The following is an 18,006-nucleotide window of genomic DNA, read 5'->3' on the forward strand; positions in this document are numbered from 1 at the left end:
TACTGTAGATTCAACTTGTCAACGCAACACCCTTTTCAAAAACCTGTTTTGGCGTCTTAAATTTCAATGTTTTCCTCGGCCTGTTGTTTAATTGCTCTGCGACATGGTCTAGGTCTTCTTGTGAATGTTGAGCCAGACAGGTCTTTTTAGGGAAGTATTGCCGAATAAGGCCATTAGTGTTCTCGTTGGTACCTCGTTGCCATGGGCTTTGTGGGTCACAGAAATAAACTAGCGTGCCTGTTTCAGCCGTAAAATCAGCGTGTTTGGCAAGCTCCATACCGCGGTCCCAGGTCAATGATTGCCCAAGCTTGAAGGGCATTTCTTTAAATTTCTCTATCAAAACTTGATTCACTGAAGTGGCGTCTTTTCCCTTCAATTTCAGCAGGATGGTATAGCGCGATTTCCTATCAACGAGAGTAGCAATATGCGTATTTTTTGTTCCTGAGACTAAATCCCCTTCCCAGTGGCCAACAGAACGACGATTGTCGATATGCTTCGAACGCTCATGGATAGAAATACCATTGACGATGTTAATCGTCCCGCGCTCACCCTTACGAGAGTGGCGTTTTCCATGACGTAGACTGTGAGAACGGCGCAGGTGCTTTACCAGCAGATGATGTAAGGCGTTCCTGGTGCGAAAATACAGAGTTTTATAAATCGTCTCTGCTGATATTTGCATCGATTTTCGGCGATACACTGTATTTTTAAGCCATCCGGATATTTGTTCAGGAGACCATTTGAGTTCCAGTTTTTCCAAAACAAAATCCCTTAATTCCAGATTCTTCTCCAGCAAGCAGGGCTTCGGCCTTTTGGCCATTCGGTTCGCCCGGTTATTCGCATCCACCGCTTTGTAATAGCGTCTGCCACGGTTACGTTGAATCTCTCTTGAGATCGTAGAAGGCGAGCGATTTAGAGAATGCGCAATAGCTCTGATACTTTTTTTGGCAGAGAGTCCGACGCGTATTTCTTCCCGTTCAGATAACGTCAAATGTGATGAAGCGCGTTTGCGCACGTTGGGCTTCATGCCACCGGAGTCTCTTAAAATAGTGAAAATGGTGCCAGGCTTAGAATCCAGGGTTTTAGCAATGTCACTGAAGCCGATACCGTTCTTCCATGAGTCGAAAACAAACTCTTTTTCTACTGCCGTAAATGTACGCTTCATTCAATAATCCTCCGCTACCCCATGTTTTAGCATGGATGTTGCATTGATCAATTGAATCTACAGCGGCTTTTTTTAGTATGTCTCTCTCGTCAGTAACCCGCTTCAGTTCTTTCTGAAGTCGCCGGATCTCAGACTGGGCATCGGACTGCATTTTAGTGGTTGATGAATCAGGGCCATACTTTTTTACCCAGGCATAGAGGCTGTGCGTGGTGATATCAAGACGGGTGGCGACGCTTGCGATGGAATGGCCGCGATCAACAACCTGTTTGACCGCTTCAATTTTGAACTCTTCGGGATAACGTTTACCGCTCATGGGCACCTCTCTTTTAAGTCATCTTAAATGACTCTGAGGTGTCTGTTAAACCCGTGGCGATTCATGAATTGACACTGCATGCACCTCACTAGCCCAGACTCGAAAACCTTGCCGCTAGCAAGGAGTCCTTATCAAACGTACAATCAAAACCCTAAAATAGCCCTTTTCGAAAAAAGAATTGCTTTTAACAGGACTCATAGTGAATAAACAACAGCTTGCGGCAAAAATCTGGGAATCCGCCAACCAGATGCGTTCTAAAATTGAAGCCAACGAATACAAAGATTACATACTCGGTTTCATCTTCTACAAGTACCTCAGCGACCAGCTGGTGCAGTTTGTCACCAAACAGGGTATGACGCCCGAAGATATCAAAGCCCTCAATGAAGAAGACGCCAACACCGTTAAATACGTGCAAGATAACTTGGGCTACTTTATTGCCTACGACAATCTATTTTCTACATGGATTGATCCAAAATCCGAATTTGATGAATCTAACGTGCGTGATGCGCTCTCAGCCTTTAGCCGTTTGATTTCACCAAATTACAAAAAACTGTTTGAAGGCATTTTTACCACCTTAGAAACAGGTTTAAGCAAGCTGGGTGAAAGTGCTGGCAAACGCACCAAAGCCATCAGTGACTTACTACACCTGATCAAAAGCATCCCTATGAATAGTAATCAAGGGTATGACGTACTGGGCTACATTTACGAATACCTGATTGAAAAATTTGCCGCCAATGCGGGTAAAAAAGCCGGTGAGTTTTACACGCCTCATGAAGTCTCGGTGCTCATGTCGAACATCATCGCCCATGAGTTAAAACACAAAGATACTATAAAAATTTACGACCCCACTTCCGGCTCTGGTTCGTTGCTGATCAATATCGGTGAGGCGGTCGAGAAATACGCTAAAAACAAAGACAGCATCACCTATTTTGCCCAAGAGCTAAAAGCCAACACCTACAACCTAACCCGTATGAACCTCATCATGCGCGGTATCAAAGCCAGCAACATTAAAACCCGTAATGGCGATACCTTAGAAGACGATTGGCCATATTTTGATGACAGCGATCCTCAAGGTTCGTACTACGCCTTACATGTCGATGCCGTGGTGTCCAACCCGCCTTACTCACAAAACTGGGACCCAAGCTTTAAAGACAGCGATCCACGCTATTCACGTTTTGGCCTGGCACCTAAAACTAAAGCCGATTTTGCTTTTTTGCTGCATGACCTCTACCACCTTAAACCCGATGGCATTATGGCTATTGTACTGCCCCATGGTGTCTTGTTCCGTGGCGGTGAAGAAGGTCAAATTCGCAAGCAACTCATTGAGCAGAATCATATTGATACTGTTATCGGTTTACCGGCCAATATCTTTTTTGGCACCGGCATTCCAACGGTGATTTTAGTACTCAAACAAAAACGCCAAAACACCGATGTATTAGTGGTCGATGCCTCCAAACACTTTATTAAAGAAGGCAAAAGCAACAAACTGCAAGCCAGTGATATCAAGCGCATTACTGATGCGGTGATTAACCGTGAAAGTATCGACAAGTTCTCGCAACTGGTGAGCAAACAAACCCTGGTCGACAACGGCTACAACCTCAATATACCGCGCTATGTGGATTCATCTGCAGCGGCACAAAGTTGGGATTTACACGCCACCATGCTCGGTGGCATCCCCAACAGCGAAATTGCCGAGCTAGACAATTTTTGGCAAGCTTTCCCACAATTGCACGATACTCTGTTTACGCCAAAATCCGCCGCTTACAGTGAGCTGGCCATTGCCAAACAAGGCGTCAACACCAGCATTAGTGGGCACCCGCAAGTGTTGGCGTTTATCAGTGCCTACAACCAAGCCTTTAATGGCTTTGATGACCACCTCAACGCCCAATTAATACAAAACTGGGAAAGCGTAAAGCGTAACCAACAAGAGCCGATATTAAGTACCGAGCTATTTACTCGCTTAGCCCCCATTGCCTTAATCGACAAATACCAGGCTTACCAATTTCTAAACAACCAATGGCAACTCATCAGCGCCGATTTAGAAATGATGCAAACCGAAGGCTTTGCCACCACTAAACAAGTTGATCCCAATATTGTTATAAAGAAGAAAAATGGCCAAGACACTGAAGTGCAAGACGGCTGGAAAGGCCACATACTGCCCTTTGATTTAGTGCAACAAACTTACTTAAGTGATGACTTACAGGCTCTGGCAACTAAAGAAACCCGTCTGGCTGAAATCGCCAGCCTGCTTGAAGAAATTTTAGAGTCACTGACCGAAGAAGAAAAAGAACAAGATACGGTCAAAGAAAGCAAAGACGGCTTTGCCAATACTGAATTAGGCAAAGCCGCCAAAGCGTTCTTGAAAGAACAAAAAGACAGCAAAGTTAAATTTGCTGAAGAAAGCTATGAAGCTAAAATCATTCGTGCGAACAAATTAATCGATGAAGAAAAAGCCCTGAAAAAAACGGTCAAAGATGCCGCCACTGCCCTGCACTTAAAAACCAAAACGACCATCGAAACATTAACTGATGAACAGGTGAACAACCTGCTGCACTTTAAATGGATTGCGCCATTAAGCACCGAACTCGCGGCTATGCCAAACGCAGTGATAAGCCAACTCACTAGCCAAGTACAAGCCCTTGCCGACAAATACGCCGTCACCTATTCGCAAGTGGCGAATGAGATAAAAACCACAGAGCAAGAACTGGCAGATATGATGGACGAGCTCACAGGTAATGAGTTTGATATGCAGGGCCTGGCAGAACTCACCAGCTTATTGAAGGGTAAATAAGATGAGTGTGAATTACAAGGTGCCAGAAATTCGTATCAAAAATTTTAGTGAGAAGTGGTATGAGGTTGCTTTATCTAGGGTTATTGATATTCGAAGCGGAAAAGACTACAAACATTTAGGCAAAGGCAAAATACCTGTTTATGGAACAGGCGGCTATATGCTTAGTGTAGATGGTGCGTTGTCATATGATGAAGATGCAATCGGAATTGGTAGAAAAGGAACTATAGATAAACCTTGTATTTTACGTGCCCCCTTTTGGACAGTAGATACTCTTTTTTATGCAGTGCCTTTTCCAGGTTTCAATCTGGATTTTGTATTTTGTCTTTTTCAAAAAATTGAATGGAAAAAACATGATGAATCTACAGGAGTCCCAAGTCTATCGAAGATCGCAATTAATAATGTGCCAGTTTATGCAACGAAGGAATTAGAACAAACCGTCATTGGCTACTACTTCCAAAAACTCGATACGCTAATCAATCAACACCAAGAAAAGCATGACAAGCTCAGCAATATTAAAAAAGCCATGCTGGAAAATATGTTCCCGAAACAAGGCAAAACCATGCCCAAAATCCGCTTTAAAGGGTTTAGTGGGGAGTGGGATGAGATTGAATTAGGTGAAGAAGTCACTTTTATTAATGGGCGAGCTTACAGCCAAGAAGAGCTCCAAAATAAAGGTAAGTACAAGGTTTTAAGAGTTGGTAATTTTTATACCAACTCATCGTGGTACTACTCAGATATGGAGCTTGGTGATAAATATTACGCTGACTATGGCGACTTACTTTACACGTGGTCTGCAAGTTTTGGTCCTCATATCTGGAACGGGGATAAAGTTATTTATCATTACCATATTTGGAAGTTGGAACTTTCTGAAAACATTGAGAAGTTATTTCTTTTACACCTTCTCGATTATGACAGGGTAAAAATATTATCGGGCTCTAATGGTTCTACAATGATCCATATAACTAAATCAGCTATGGAAGCTAAAAAAGTATTTATTCCAAAAAAAGGCGAGCAAATAATCATTGGCAATTATTTCCAAAAACTCGACGCATTGATCAACCAGCACCAACAACAAATAACCAAACTCAATAACATCAAGCAGGCCTGCTTAAGTAAAATGTTTGTCTAACAGGGAGCGCCATCATGATTACCTTTAAAACCGAAGCGCAATTTGAGCAGGCCTTTATTGAAGTACTGACCCATAAAGGCTGGGAAACAGAGATACTCAAAAACAGAACCGAAGCGGATTTACTGCAAAACTGGGCAGACATTTTGTTTGAAAACAATCGCCAGCGGGATCGCTTAAACGATGTCCCGCTTACTGCGACTGAAATGCAGCAAATTATTGAGCAAATAAAAGAGCTTAAAACCCCGCTCAAGCTCAACGGCTTAATTAACGGCAAAACCGTGGCCATTAAGCGCGATAACCCAGCCGATACCTTGCATATGGGCAAAGAAGTCAGCTTAAAAATATACGATCGCCAAGAAATCGCCGCCGGACAAAGCCGTTACCAAATAGTGCAGCAGCCTAAATTTGAACGCGGTAGCCCTTTGCGTAATGACCGACGCGGCGATGTGCTGCTACTGATTAACGGTATGCCGGTGATTCATGTAGAGCTGAAGCGCAGTGGTATTCCGGTTAGCCAAGCAGTGAACCAAATTGAAAAATACAGCAAAGAGGGTGTATTTAGCGGCTTGCTTTCGCTTATCCAGGTCTATGTGGCAATGGAACCAAATGAGACAAAATACTTTGCCAACCCTGGGCTCGACGGCAAGTTTAACCCCGACTATCAATTCAACTGGGCCGATTTTAATAACGAACCCATGAACCACTGGAAAGACATCGCCTCTACCTTGCTTTCCATCCCTATGGCACACCAGTTGATTGGCTTTTATACCGTTGCCGACGATACTGACGGCGTGCTTAAGGTAATGCGCAGTTATCAGTATTACGCCGCCAATGCGATATCTGACAAAGTGGCCAAAACCAACTGGCAGCAACTGGGTAGCGCGGCCAATAACCCCGATCGCCTCGGGGGTTATGTGTGGCATACCACGGGTTCGGGTAAAACCATGACCAGCTTTAAATCGGCGCAGTTAATTGCACAATCCAAAGATGCCGATAAAGTGATTTTTTTAATGGACAGGATTGAGCTGGGCACTCAATCTCTCGCGGAATATCGCAATTTTGCTGGCGATGGCGAAGACGTTCAAGCCACCGAAAATACCCATGTACTGATTACCAAATTAAAAAGCACCGATCCCGCCGATACCTTAATTGTTAGCTCTATTCAAAAGATGAGTAATATTTTTGAAGCGCTAGATGAGGAAGGCGTGGCCACAAACTCCGCAGATATTGAAAAAATTCGCGCTAAACGTTTGGTGTTTATTGTCGATGAAGCCCACCGTTCAACCATGAGCGGCGGCAAAGATAACAAGTACGGAATGTTAATTACGGTCAAAAAGACCTTTCCTGCCGCGTTGTTTTTTGGTTTTACGGGTACACCAATCCATGATGAAAATCATGTCAACAACAACACCACCGCCGATGTTTTTGGCAACGAGTTACACCGTTACAGCATTGCCGATGGTATTCGTGACGGCAATGTTTTGGGTTTTGATCCTTACAAAATCGGTACCTTTAAAGATAAAGAGCTACGCCAACACATCGCCCTCGAACAGGCCAAAGCCGATTCGGTGGCGGACGCTATGTCGGTACCTGCAAAAAAACAAAAATTTAATTATTTTATGAATGATGTGCCTATGGCTGGCCATAAAGATGCAACAGGTAAGTATATCAATGGCATAGAAGATTATGTGCCAAAAGAGCAATATCTCACTGCAGCCCATCAAGAAAAGGTGGTAGAAGATATTCTAGCCGGGTGGGATGTGCTCAGCCAGGGCAATAAATTCCACGCCATTTTGGCCACGAACAGCATTGCCGAAGCCATTGACTATTACCGCCGTTTAAAAGCTGCCAAACCTGAACTTAAAATATCAGCCCTGTTTGATCCACACATTGATAACGACGGCAGTAGCGACCGTGGCCCTACTTTTAAAGGCGATGGTCTGGAAGAAATTATGGCCGACTATAACGCACGTTACGGCCAGGATTTTGATTTTGCCCGCCACGCGGCCTTTAAAAAAGATTTAGCGGCACGACTTGCCCATAAAAAACCTTACGAGCGCATTCATACCGAGCCTTCAAAGCAATTAGATTTACTGATTGTGGTGAATCAAATGCTCACTGGCTTTGACTCTAAATGGCTTAATACCTTGTATTTAGACAAGGTGATTAGATACCAAAACATTATTCAAGCGTTCTCACGTACCAATCGTTTATTTGGCCCCGACAAACCCCACGGCATTATCCGTTATTACCGCAATCCACACACCATGGAGCAGCACATTAACGCTGCGGTAAAACTCTATTCCGGCGACAAGCCTATCGGTCTCTTCGTAGATAAGTTAGAAAGCAATATTAAAGCCATGAATGAATTAGTGGTGGACATTACCAATCTGTTCGTCAGTGCGGGTGTTGAGAACTTTGAAAAACTGCCTGACGATATAGAAGCCTGTGCCCAATTCGCCAAATTATTTAACGCCTTTAGCCAGCACCTGGAAGCGGCTAAAGTGCAAGGTTTGCATTGGAAGCAGTCGGTCTATACCTCTACTGAAAATGATGTAAAGCATGAAGTAACGCTGACCATAGACGAACAAACTTACCTGAGCCTGGTTTTGCGCTATAAAGAGTTGGTAGGCAAAAGTGAAGGTGGTGGCGCAGGTGGCGGCGATGTGCCTTTTGATATCAGTGGCTATTTAACTGAAATAGATACCGGCAAAATCGATGCCGACTATATGAACAGCCGCTTTGATAAATTTTTAAAAGAGCTGAACCAACACCAAGACTCTGCGAGCATCGAAACCACATTAAATGAGCTGCATAAGTCATTTGCATCGCTCACCCAAAGTGAGCAAAAGTACGCCAAGCTCTTTTTACACGATTTGCAGCGCGGCGATGCGCAGTTAATTGAAGGCCATACTTTTAGAGACTACATCAACACCTACAAAGATAACGCTGAAAATGCGCAATTAAATGCCGTTGTTAATGCTCTTGGTTTAGATAAAGGGCTACTCATCGCATTAATGGCTGATAGTGTTAATGATAAGAATCTCAATGAGTTTGGTCGCTTCGACGCATTAAAAGATTCGGTAGATAAGGCAAATGCCAAGATCTATTTTGAAAAGCAAGACGGTGTAACCATACCTCTATTTAAGCTGAACATTCGCATTGATCAGTTTTTAAAGCAGTTTATTTTTGCACAAACGGATGATTTCTTAAGTGGTACAGATATTGTTGATGTAGTGACGTGATGGGTGTTCCTCCCTCAGCTTAAGTCATACCGCACTTATGCTGAGTATTCTTAATTTGTATTAACTCAGACCTGATCTGACAGTCACCGGTTATTTATACAGGTATCTGTCAGATTACATCTGGCTTAAATTATTCTCAGCCCAGATGCGCCTGCCTGACAACAAATGTTATTTTCCATCATGATTTTCTTTTAGTTTGATTAAAACGCAAAAAGCCCCCTGTCTTTTGAAAGAGGCTTTCATTGATATAAAAAATTATTCAATGAGATGCATTACCATTAATGACCAGTTATGGTTATTTGAATGGATTATTTACTTTTGCATAATCAAAAGGTGAGATAGTTTGCTGCCTGTTGGCATCCAAAAAATCCGCCCACCACTGCAGCATCAGTCTGCGCTCTCCCAAATGCTCCGCTTTATGAATGTAAGACGCACGCACGGAGTTACGCTCCTGATGGCTCATCTGCCGCTCTACTGCATCCTTCGACCATATCCCTGACTCAATTAACGAACTACATGCCATTGTTCTAAAACCGTGACCACAGACTTCAACTTTCGTGTCATAGCCCATAACTCGTAGTGCATTGTTAACCGTGTTCTCACTCATCGGTTTACGCGGATCATGGTCGCCAACGAAAATTAAATCGCGATTACCATTTAGTCGTTTTATTTTCTCAAGGACTGCAAGTGCCTGACGAGATAACGGTACCAGATGCGGCGTTCGCATCTTAGATCCACGGTGAGAATGCTTAACGCCTTCCAATTGTTCACGGTCAGCCGGTATCGTCCACATGGCTGTCTCGAAGTCGATCTCTGACCAACGTGCGAACCGCAGTTCACTAGAACGGATAAATACCAGCAGCGTCATCTCTATAGTTAAACGAGTGAGCGGTCTGCCGGTGTAGGTATCAATACGGTGAAGGAGTTCAGGAGTACGGCTAAGTTCTAAAGCGGGACGATGTTGCCGTTTTGCTGTAGCGACGGCTCCAGCCATTTCCTGCGCGGGATTATAATCGGTCAAACCGCTTTGAACGGCATAGCGCATGATTGCGGTGGTACGCTGCTGAAGACGTGAAGCAACCTCAAGACGCCCTGACTTCTCTACAGCTTTGATGGGTGCCAGCAAATCGCGGGTTTTAAGTTCGGCAATATTGAATTTACCGATGAAGGGGAAGAGGTTGTCCTCGAGGGTTTTCAAAACACGATTGCTATGATCCTTCGACCACTTTTTATTCGTAGCATGCCATTCAATCGCAACTTCTTTAAATGTTCGAGTTTCAGCTTGCTCGATCTTATCTGTTTTCTTTTTATCACTAGGGTCAATACCGTTCGCTAACTGCTTACGGGCTTCATCACGTCGCCCCCTGGCATCAGCAAGCGTTACTTCTGGGTATATACCCAGCGCCAGCATCTTCTCCTTACCATCAAAGCGATAACGTAAGCGCCAATACTTTGAACCGTTAGGATGAACCAGCAACACCATGCCATCGCCATCTGTGAGCTTATAAGCTTTCGTTTCAGGCTTGGCTGTACGAACCTTCACATCACTCAGAGCCATGTTGAATATCCTTTCAAAGGTTCTGTGTGGGTACAAATATTATCGAAGCGGGATATACCCACAATTGTACCCACATCAGTAAGTTGATGTAGATTGAATCAGGTTGACTTATGTTGACTGAAAAAGCGAGAGGAGCCTTGCGGGGACTGAATTTTAGACATAAAAAAAGACCTCAGTTGAGGTCTATTTACATACTAATGGTGCCGAAGGCCGGAATCGAACCGGCACGCCTTGCGGCGGTTGATTTTGAGTCAACTGCGTCTACCGATTTCGCCACTTCGGCACAGAAAGTAGTATGCGGAAAACGTGGGCATTATACCCAGCACAGCGAGTCACGCAATAGTTATCCTGATGGTGACGCGCTAAGTGTTGAAAAATTCCGCGTTTTGGCGTTTTTTGAGCCGGTGACTGTCAGTTTAGCGGGCTGAGGGGCCGCAAAAAGCCGTCGATCAGCGGGTCGCGTTGTTCGAACATGTTTACCAGCGCTTTCACCACTTCTCCACCCCGCTCATGGGACCATGCCAATGACAGCGGTGAACTTTGACGTTTATTGACCAGCGTGCGGGCCAGCAGTTCGCCGCTGTCGAGATACGGCTGGCACAACACTCTTGGCAGAAAGCCGATTCCCACACCGCGCAGGTGACATTGCAGTTTGGTTTGCATATCCGGCACTTTGATTTCGTTTTGCCCGCTCAGCAGCCAGGCCACCCGCTTGGTGATATTTATCGCCGTATCTTCTATGTTAACGGCGGGATAACCACGCAGCAGCTCTTCGGTCAGAACGCCTTCCTGCGCCGCCAGCGGATGCCCCGATGCCACCACGAATACCCATTCGACTTCGCCGAGTGCCATCACGCTGATGCTGTTCTCCAGCGACTCCCTCCCCGTTACGCCAATCGCCAGATGGCTGTCGCCGTTAAGCAGCGTGTCCCACACTCCCATATAAACCTGACGCGAAATATGAAACGTGGTGAACGGGTAACGCTGGTTGAGGTGCGCCAGCAACGTTGCCACACAGTGGCTATCATAGAGCAGGTTGTTAACCACGATATCAATGCGGCTCTCAACGCCCTGATTAATTTGCCGCAGTTCGCCCGGCATGGAGTCCAGCCAGCTCAGCCATTGCTTACAGCGCTCAAGCAAATACTCACCGGCGGGCGTCAGTACCACGCTGCGGGTCGTGCGCAGAAAAAGCTGCGTACCTATCCCCTCCTCCAGCATTTTTATCCGGTAGCTGATGGTCGCCGAGGTTTTATGCAGTGACTCGGCGGCACGGGAAAAGCTGCTGCACTCAGCAACTTTGACGAAAGAACGGATAGTCTCGTGGTCCAGCATGAGCAGTCCTGAATGAGGTAAGCGACGCTCTACTATGGCTTTTATTCGCTATAAAAGTCTCCTCATAGGCCTGACCTGAATCACAAAACGTGCACGACGCCGGTCTGAATGCGTAAAATCTGTGCGAAATTTGCTGTAAGGAAGAATAAGGTCGCCGGAATTAAAATCTGCGCCCTCACATTTTTCAAAAATAACGCAGGCGAAAAAGACGGTAACGTTATTCAACTCGCATTTAATTAATCCGGGTAAATATAAAATCAGGTTATGGATTGCAATGACTTGCAGCCCTAAGACTTTTCTTTATCACCCTGCATCATTAACAATGATGTAACAGCCGTCTGGCACCCACTTATACAACCGGTCTTAATAAATAAAATTGGATAATAAACCAGGGAGATAGGTATGGCCGTTACCGATACGATCAGCATTACAACCCGCCATGAAAAATCAAAGCTTTATCGAAAAATCGCATGGCGAATAATGCCTATTCTGTTAATAAGCTACGTGGTTGGCTATCTGGACCGCGTGGGGATCTCATTTTCAAAGTTTCAAATGATGCCGGATATTCTCCACGGCAATACAACGCTGGCGGAATCGGTATATGGGCTCGGTGCTGGCGTATTTTTTCTCGGGTATATCATCGCCGGCGTTCCCAGCAATATGGTTCTGAGTAAATATGGTGCCCGGAAAATTATCGCGTTATTGATGGTGATATGGGGCGTTATTTCCATGCTCGGCATATTTATCACGTCACCCACTCAGTTTTATATTGCCAGATTTTTCTTGGGTATTGCGGAGGCCGGGTTTTATCCGGGGGTTATTCTTTATTTGACGCTATGGTTCCCCTCCGGTCAGCGCGCGAAAATGACCGCGTTGTTCGTCTGCGGAATTCCCATCAGTAACATTATCGGCGGGCCGCTGTGCGGCTGGATCATCGAGCATATGAACGGTCTGCTGTCGCTCTCAGGCTGGCAGTGGCTGTTTTTTATCAGCGGGCCACGTGCGCTGCTTATCGCACTGGTGATTTTTTTCTTCCTCGACAACACCTATCAGAATGCTAAATGGCTGAGCGATGACGAGAAAGCGACGATTCGTGAAGATATGGAAAGCGCCAATCAGCAGCGTTTACTCAACTCTCAAATCGGAGAAATACGGCAGGAGTGGACGATGAAAACCATGCTGAAATCCTCCGCGTTCACCAAGATGTGGCTGATCTGTTTTTGCACGGTAATGGGCCAGGGCGGGCTGGCGTTCTGGGTGCCGACCATCATCAAAGACACGGGCGTAAAGTCGGTGTTTGACGTCGGGCTGCTGACGATGGTGCCGTACATGCTGGCGGTGGTGGCGATGCTGTTAGCCGCACGCAGTTCCGATAAACACCGCGAACGTCGCTGGCATATTGTGGTGCCATTTTGTATTGCAGCCGTGGCGCTGGTAAGCATCGGGCTGTTTCAGGATAACAAACCGGTGGTGATGTTCTCGCTATGCGTGGCCGTCGCGGCCAGTCTGGTACCGTCGCCGCTGTTCTGGAGCCTGCCGAATGCCATTTTTACCGGCACCTGTGCCGCTGCGGGTATCGCACTTATCAACTCCATCGCCAACATCGGCGGTTTTATCTCGCCTTACATTATCGGCCACTTCAAAAATGTGACGCACAGTAATCTGGCCGCCATGTGTGTGCTAGCCTCGATGATGATCCTCGGCGCGCTGATTACCCTGTCGGTGCCCGCAAGAATGGTCAATAAGTAGCGGCGAAGCGTAAAAAAAGGCCTGAGGATCGCACCCTCAGGCCTTATTCAATTTACCGATACGCTGTTACAGCTCTGCGTCGCGATGGCAATCTTTAGAGTATATGTAGCTGAAGACCTCACTCTGGCCGACGGCATAACCCGCCTGCGGGCAGTATGCGCCCATAAAGATGTAATCTCCTTTCTTCACCGGCACCCATTCGTTGTCGAGGTTATACATGCCCGCGCCACTGAGAATATAGGCGCCATGCTCCTGCACATGCGTCTCGATATAACCATGGCTGGCGCCCGGTTCGAACGAGAGGATGTGCATGTTCATATCAAATCCCAGCTCTTTTGGCAGGAAGTCCTGCAAAATCACGTCACTCATGCCTTCGTATTGAATGCGCTCAAGCTGGCTGGCATTGCCGCTGACCACATAGGCTTTGTGTCCGGCAACCGGCTGATATTTTCTTTTATACAAGAACAGTTTGCTGGTATGGCCTTCGCTGTTGTTGTCGAGAAACAGCGGCGTACCGGCCGGGCAATAGAGGTATCCCCCGGCCGTCAGAGAGAAAGACTGATCACCCGCGCCAGCGGAGACGCTGCCGTCAATCACATACACGAAGGTTTCAATATCGCTGCCGCCAAAACCCTGATGGTTTCTGCCGCCGTCGTGCATCGTCACGAGATAGTCGACAAAAGTCGCACCCAGTTTTGGCGAGGAGAGGATGGTGATATCGCAGTTTTCGAAGCCCGGTATAATGTTTTTTACCAGCCCGTCGGGTTCGATCAGCGCGTAGTTGTGGCGCTTGATAATAGAGCGCGAAGAGAGAATATCCGCCGGATAACCGGTCCGCTGATTGATGTAGCCCATGAGTTTCTCCTTAATCTTTTAAGACAATACGTTATGGCGTTGCCCGCATCAGGAAGCCGCAGGCAACATTTTTTTCAGAGGGAACCGGTCAGAGCCGGTGCAGGCCTGCTTTTCTGTTTCATCAGCACGTTGACGGTGAAGAACACCGCAGTGCCGATAACCAGAATCGCAGCCGAGATATAAAAGCCCATCACCTTGGAACCGGTGTGATCGGAAATCATGCCGGTGACCAGCGGCGCGATAACGGAAGAGGACATGCCGAAGAAGTTGAAAACGCCGAAGCTGGTGCCGTAGCCTTTTTTCGGCGCGTTATCTGCGACAAACGAAATCATGATGGGGTCGACCGCCAGCTTGCCGAGCAGGCCATAGAGGATGAGGCTTATCAGCAACATGGTTGAGTCCGGCGACAGCACGGTGCAGGTGAGCATCACCGCCGCGCAGATCTCAAGGAAGATAATCAGGCTGATTTTTTTGTTGCGAAAACGGTCTGACATGCGGCTGAAGAACAGCGCGCCCGGCACAGAGGCAAAGGCCACCAGCGCCGAGGAAAAACCAATCGCCACCCCCTGAAAACCACGTTCTTGTTGCAGGAACGACGGTAGCCAGGTGACGATCATGTAGTAGCCGTAACAGGTGGCGAAATACATGATGTAAGCCGAAATCATTCGTGCACTGAACAGGCCGCCGGGGTTGTCATTTGCCTCTTCGGCCACCGGGGCAGCTTTAGTCACCGTCGCCGCAGCCGGAGCCGGAGCCGGAGCCGCTTTTGGCGTACTTTTGATAACAAAGAAAAACACCAGCGTCATAATGATCAGCAGTGCGGTGATCATAAACAGCAGCAACTGCCAGTTCATACCGACACTTTTCACCAACAGGCTTGATGCGATAAGCCCAATCCCCATCCCCAGCGCCGAACCACTGTTGATGATTGCCGTGGACAGCCCACGTCTTTCCAGCGGAATATTTTCAGAAGAGAGGGAGTACGCCGAGCCGTAGTAAGACCCGCACCCCATCCCCGCCAGCAAACTGCCCGCATAAATCATATTGAGACTGGTGGCGTTACCGATAAGCAACGTCGCGATGATAAACAGACAGAAGCCGGGGATCAGCACCACTTTCTTGCCAAACTTATCGACCAGGATCCCGGCTGGGATCTGCATACCGGTATAGGCGAAGAAGTAGAAACTGGCGATAAGCCCCATCTGGGTGTCGGAGTGCGCGCCGATAGTCGCCTGAATCTCAGGAAAAATCGGCGTGAGGATGGTGCGGTAAATCCAGATCACCGCCCAGCCGAGGCACAGTACCACCACGATTTTTTTCCAGTACAGCGGATCACTCGCGGCATTTTTTTGTGTAGTCACAGTACTCATTGGGCACCTCCCGTCTCCTGATAGGCCAGTGCGTAAAGCACATGCGCCAGTGCGTTAACGCCTTCGTTCAGATCCGCCAGCGCGGTTTTCTCCGCCGGGTTGTGGCTGATACCGGCGATGCTCGGGACAAACAGCATGACGGTCGGCACGCGGGGGGCGAAAATCTGCGAGTCATGGCCTGCGCCGCTGTGCATCAGGCGGTAATTGAGCTTCTGGCCTTCGAAAATACCGGCGACCTGCCTGACCAGCGCCTTGTCCATCGGGATTGGCGGTTCATCCATCCACAGATTAATCTCTGCGGTGATGCCCATTTCGCCACTGATGCGCTGAATATCCGCTTCGAGTTCCTGTGTAAAACGCAACAACACGGCCTGATCGGTATGGCGGCAATCGAGCGTAAAATGCGTAAAGCCCGGCACCACGTTGACAGTGTTCGGTTTTGGCTCAACTTTGCCGAAGGTCAGCACCAGCGGATCGCCTTCGCGACGGGCTTTTTCAATCGACTCACAGCAGATACGGCTGAAAGCGTGCACGGTATCCCGGCGATAGCTCATCGGCGTGGTACCCGCGTGATTAGACTCACCTTGCAGACGAATATCATATCGGCGTTGGCCCACAATGCTGGTCACGACGCCGAGGGTTTTCCCTTCGGTCTCCAGCACTTTGCCCTGTTCGATATGCAGTTCAACAAAGGCTTTAATATCCTTGCGCACCGGTTCATCCGTTGGCCTGAAATCAAAACCTGCGTCGTGCATGGCGGCAACAAAACCGACGCCTTTCGCGTCCTGTACGTTGTGCATGTCGCCATTTTTAGCCAGACCAAACACATTTTTGCTGCCCCAGAAAACGAACGGGAAACGGCTCCCTTCCTCTTCAGCCATTGACAGTATTTCCAGCGTGCGCAGCGGTTGTCCGTACTTCTCTTTCAGGTAATTCACCGCGAGATAGGCCGCTTCGATACCAAACTGACCGTCAAGGTTGCCGCCGTTCACCACGGTATCAATGTGTGAACCGGACATAATCACGTCTTCAGGATAACGGCTACCCTCAAGGCGGGCCGAGAGATTACCGACCGCGTCAAAGCGCGTAATAAAACCCAATCCGGTTAACCGCGCTTTGAGCGCCTGCTGCGCGGCGACCCATTCCGGCGTATATAACAGACGCGTCATTCCGCCTGTCGGGTCAGCACCAAATTGCGAAAGCCATGCCGAGGACTCTTCTATCTGGCGTGAGAAATCATGCATATTCCTGTCCTTATTCAATTTCCCTATCAATGGCTGTTAACCATGGCGTGGATAAACAGAAAGAGAATGACGGGTCACACGCTTTATGCGGCCCGTCGTCATTACACATTATTTAATTAACTGGCGAAGGGATCTTTGTGATCGTACGAACGTAAATAGAGCGCATCGGAAATAAGGTAGTTATAAATTTCATCGACAATTTCAATGCCATTTATTTCGCTATCACGCTCGTTATTTTCGCTGTTCTGCCCCGGATACATAACCTGCTTAACACCCGGCGCAGGGGTAATACCATTTAAATCATGCATGACCTGCGTGATATTTTTGCGGAACCCTTCGACGCTGGTAAATGCGGCCGGATCAATCACGATATGCAGCTGGCCCAGATTGCGGCCTTCGGTCAGATCGTGATACATCGAGCTCACGTTACGACCAAACGGCAGGCCAAGCAGGATGCCTGACAGCACGTCCACCATCAGCATCAGGCCATACCCTTTCGGCCCGGCAATCGGCAGCAGACCGCTGACCGCAAACGGATCGGTGGTACGTTCACCAGCGGCATCAACCGCCCAGGTATCCGGAATTGTGGCATTGCGTGAGCGAGCGTCGAGCACTTTGCCCCACGCCTGCACGGTGGTCGCCATATCAAACGTGATCATTTTGCCGTCTTCGCCCGGTGCGGCGAAGGCGATAGGATTGGTGCCGTAATACACTTCTGCACCGCCGTAAGGGACAACCATCGGGTCAGACTGGCAAAGAGAAATTCCGATAAGCCCCTGTTTTGCCGCTTGTTGCACGAAATAGGACAAGGCACCGCTGTGGCCGATGCGGCGGATCCCCACCACTGCCACGCCGTTGTCTTTGGCAATGTCGATGGCGTGTTCCATGGCGATTTTCGCCGCGACCTGGCCCGAGCCATTGTCTCCGTCAAATACTGCACTGCACGGCCCGGTCTTCTCAAATTTGAATTCAGGGCGGTTATTCGTGCCCCCTTTGCTGATACGTTCTGAATAATATTCCACCCTGACTGCGCCGTGGGAATGCACGCCTCGGGCATCGGCATGGACTAAAACGTCGGCGACAATATCGGCCTGATCTTTCGGTAATCCGGCATTATTGATTTTTTTACTGATGAGCTCGTGAAGCTGTTCCCGGGTGACTTTCATAGATAATCCTTTTTGGTAACCACATACAGAACGTATTAATGGTCACAATCTATAACCCTGAAACATTAAAAATGTGATCGCTGGCATTG

At 47.6% G+C, this 18,006-nt stretch carries 11 protein-coding genes, 1 tRNA gene and 1 pseudogene; 4 read left to right on the top strand and 9 right to left on the bottom strand.

Features of this window, described 5'->3' with window-relative positions; all coding sequences use genetic code 11:
* Positions 1 to 10: 10 nt before the first annotated feature.
* Positions 11 to 1,162, bottom strand: coding sequence for an IS30 family transposase (locus tag ACZRKO_RS14225; RefSeq protein ID WP_463737897.1), 1,152 nt, complete (start codon positions 1,160 to 1,162; stop codon positions 11 to 13).
* A gap of 64 nt (positions 1,163 to 1,226) precedes the next feature.
* A pseudogene (locus ACZRKO_RS14230) lies at positions 1,227 to 1,475 on the bottom strand (transposase); the annotation flags it as partial.
* Between the two features lie 199 nt (positions 1,476 to 1,674).
* Here ACZRKO_RS14230 and ACZRKO_RS14235 point away from each other — a divergent pair.
* The 3 genes from ACZRKO_RS14235 to ACZRKO_RS14245 are packed head-to-tail and all read left to right on the top strand — an operon-like array spanning position 1,675 to position 8,640.
* Positions 1,675 to 4,266 (top strand): type I restriction-modification system subunit M, encoded by a 2,592-nt coding sequence (locus ACZRKO_RS14235; RefSeq protein WP_463737898.1) that lies wholly within the window; start codon positions 1,675 to 1,677, stop codon positions 4,264 to 4,266.
* Position 4,267: 1 nt separating this feature from the next.
* Positions 4,268 to 5,395, top strand: a complete 1,128-nt coding sequence (locus ACZRKO_RS14240; RefSeq protein ID WP_463737899.1) for a restriction endonuclease subunit S — start codon at positions 4,268 to 4,270, stop codon at positions 5,393 to 5,395.
* A gap of 14 nt (positions 5,396 to 5,409) precedes the next feature.
* Complete coding sequence (locus ACZRKO_RS14245) at positions 5,410 to 8,640, top strand: type I restriction endonuclease subunit R (RefSeq protein ID WP_463737900.1); 3,231 nt, start codon at positions 5,410 to 5,412, stop codon at positions 8,638 to 8,640.
* Between the two features lie 295 nt (positions 8,641 to 8,935).
* Here the strand turns inward: ACZRKO_RS14245 and ACZRKO_RS14250 are convergent, their stop codons facing one another.
* The 3 genes from ACZRKO_RS14250 to allS form a co-directional block, all read right to left on the bottom strand.
* Positions 8,936 to 10,198 carry a tyrosine-type recombinase/integrase gene (locus tag ACZRKO_RS14250; protein WP_463737901.1) on the bottom strand — a complete coding sequence of 421 codons (1,263 nt, stop codon included), beginning with the start codon at positions 10,196 to 10,198 and terminating at the stop codon, positions 8,936 to 8,938.
* 198 nt (positions 10,199 to 10,396) lie between these two features.
* Positions 10,397 to 10,481: transfer RNA gene (locus tag ACZRKO_RS14255), tRNA-Leu, on the bottom strand.
* A 128-nt stretch (positions 10,482 to 10,609) separates the two neighbouring features.
* Entirely contained in the window at positions 10,610 to 11,533 is a 924-nt protein-coding gene (gene allS, locus ACZRKO_RS14260) for an HTH-type transcriptional activator AllS (RefSeq protein WP_463737902.1), read from the bottom strand.
* 480 nt (positions 11,534 to 12,013) lie between these two features.
* On the opposite strand from allS, the gene ACZRKO_RS14265 reads away from it, so the two are divergent.
* A complete protein-coding gene (locus ACZRKO_RS14265) occupies positions 12,014 to 13,282 on the top strand; it encodes an MFS transporter (protein ID WP_463737903.1) in 1,269 nt (422 codons plus the stop codon).
* Positions 13,283 to 13,348: 66 nt separating this feature from the next.
* Here the strand turns inward: ACZRKO_RS14265 and allE are convergent, their stop codons facing one another.
* The 4 genes from allE to allD all read right to left on the bottom strand — a co-directional run bounded on the left by allE (position 13,349) and on the right by allD (position 17,917).
* Positions 13,349 to 14,137 carry a (S)-ureidoglycine aminohydrolase gene (gene allE / locus ACZRKO_RS14270; RefSeq protein ID WP_463737904.1) on the bottom strand — a complete coding sequence of 263 codons (789 nt, stop codon included), beginning with the start codon at positions 14,135 to 14,137 and terminating at the stop codon, positions 13,349 to 13,351.
* Between the two features lie 74 nt (positions 14,138 to 14,211).
* Positions 14,212 to 15,507 carry an MFS transporter gene (locus ACZRKO_RS14275; protein WP_463737905.1) on the bottom strand — a complete coding sequence of 432 codons (1,296 nt, stop codon included), beginning with the start codon at positions 15,505 to 15,507 and terminating at the stop codon, positions 14,212 to 14,214.
* Positions 15,504 to 16,751, bottom strand: a complete 1,248-nt coding sequence (gene allC, locus ACZRKO_RS14280; protein WP_463737906.1) for an allantoate deiminase — start codon at positions 16,749 to 16,751, stop codon at positions 15,504 to 15,506. The genes ACZRKO_RS14275 and allC overlap by 4 nt, the downstream gene beginning before the upstream one ends.
* A 116-nt stretch (positions 16,752 to 16,867) precedes the next feature.
* On the bottom strand, positions 16,868 to 17,917 hold the full coding sequence (allD, locus tag ACZRKO_RS14285) for an ureidoglycolate dehydrogenase (protein WP_463737907.1): 1,050 nt from the start codon (positions 17,915 to 17,917) through the stop codon (positions 16,868 to 16,870).
* Positions 17,918 to 18,006: the final 89 nt, after the last annotated feature.

It is taken from the genome of Ewingella sp. C233, assembly GCF_055407225.1.

Excerpts from the sequence above, each read along its gene's own strand:
- ACZRKO_RS14265 (WP_463737903.1), top strand. The coding sequence starts at position 12,014 with ATGCCTATTCTGTTAATAAGCTACGTGGTTGGCTATCTGGACCGCGTG.
- allC (WP_463737906.1), bottom strand. The coding sequence starts at position 16,751 with ATGCATGATTTCTCACGCCAGATAGAAGAGTCCTCGGCATGGCTTTCG.
- allD (WP_463737907.1), bottom strand. The coding sequence starts at position 17,917 with ATGAAAGTCACCCGGGAACAGCTTCACGAGCTCATCAGTAAAAAAATC.
- ACZRKO_RS14225 (WP_463737897.1), bottom strand. The coding sequence starts at position 1,162 with ATGAAGCGTACATTTACGGCAGTAGAAAAAGAGTTTGTTTTCGACTCA.
- allE (WP_463737904.1), bottom strand. The coding sequence starts at position 14,137 with ATGGGCTACATCAATCAGCGGACCGGTTATCCGGCGGATATTCTCTCT.
- ACZRKO_RS14245 (WP_463737900.1), top strand. The coding sequence starts at position 5,410 with ATGATTACCTTTAAAACCGAAGCGCAATTTGAGCAGGCCTTTATTGAA.
- ACZRKO_RS14250 (WP_463737901.1), bottom strand. The coding sequence starts at position 10,198 with ATGGCTCTGAGTGATGTGAAGGTTCGTACAGCCAAGCCTGAAACGAAA.
- ACZRKO_RS14240 (WP_463737899.1), top strand. The coding sequence starts at position 4,268 with ATGAGTGTGAATTACAAGGTGCCAGAAATTCGTATCAAAAATTTTAGT.
- allS (WP_463737902.1), bottom strand. The coding sequence starts at position 11,533 with ATGCTGGACCACGAGACTATCCGTTCTTTCGTCAAAGTTGCTGAGTGC.
- ACZRKO_RS14275 (WP_463737905.1), bottom strand. The coding sequence starts at position 15,507 with ATGAGTACTGTGACTACACAAAAAAATGCCGCGAGTGATCCGCTGTAC.